Here is a 581-nt window from a genome sequence, read left to right on the forward strand (position 1 = left end):
TTCTCAACAATTCCGACAAACTCATTACCAGCAATTTGAGGTAGTTTGTAAGGAACGATAATTTTAACCTCTCCACGAGAAATTATATTATCCAAAGGATTGACCCCTGCTGCCCTTGCCTTGATCAGGACATCATCGGGGCCAATTTGCGGTATGGGTATTTCTGTCATCTCGAGATTGATATTATTTTTGTTATACTGACTTACTAGTGCTGCTTTCATAGGTAATTTCTTTCTCCTTATCTTCGGGTTAGCAATTTTTATGTAATGGCACGTATTTCTTTANGATAAAGCAAATTTGTAGCCATGACTTCTCCCTTTTCTCGATTATCCGAACATAACAGGTGTCTGTTTCAGATACAAGTTTAACTATAAATGATTGTAAGTAAGTGGGCAAGAATCGTGCTCACTTAGAAACTTTGGGAGAAAGACAATCACGCTTCTCTTCCTTTTTAAAGTAAGTACGAGCCCAAAAACTAGTGAGCCTCAAAAATAACGACTCTTATCTTCTTCCTGATTTTTATACAGTCTTCAACTGTCTCAGCCTAATCTTCTACTATTTCTCCTGTCTATATTTGCGGA

The 581-nt window shown here is 37.2% G+C and carries 1 protein-coding gene; it reads right to left on the minus strand.

The features are described from left to right. The coding region (locus FH871_RS34350; protein WP_171063028.1) for an alcohol dehydrogenase catalytic domain-containing protein at positions 1-221 on the minus strand (221 nt) is incomplete at its 3' end. Between the last annotated feature and the right edge of the window lie 360 nt (positions 222-581).

Source organism: Larkinella sp. C7 (genome assembly GCF_006149005.1).
Lineage (GTDB): Bacteria > Bacteroidota > Bacteroidia > Cytophagales > Spirosomataceae > Larkinella.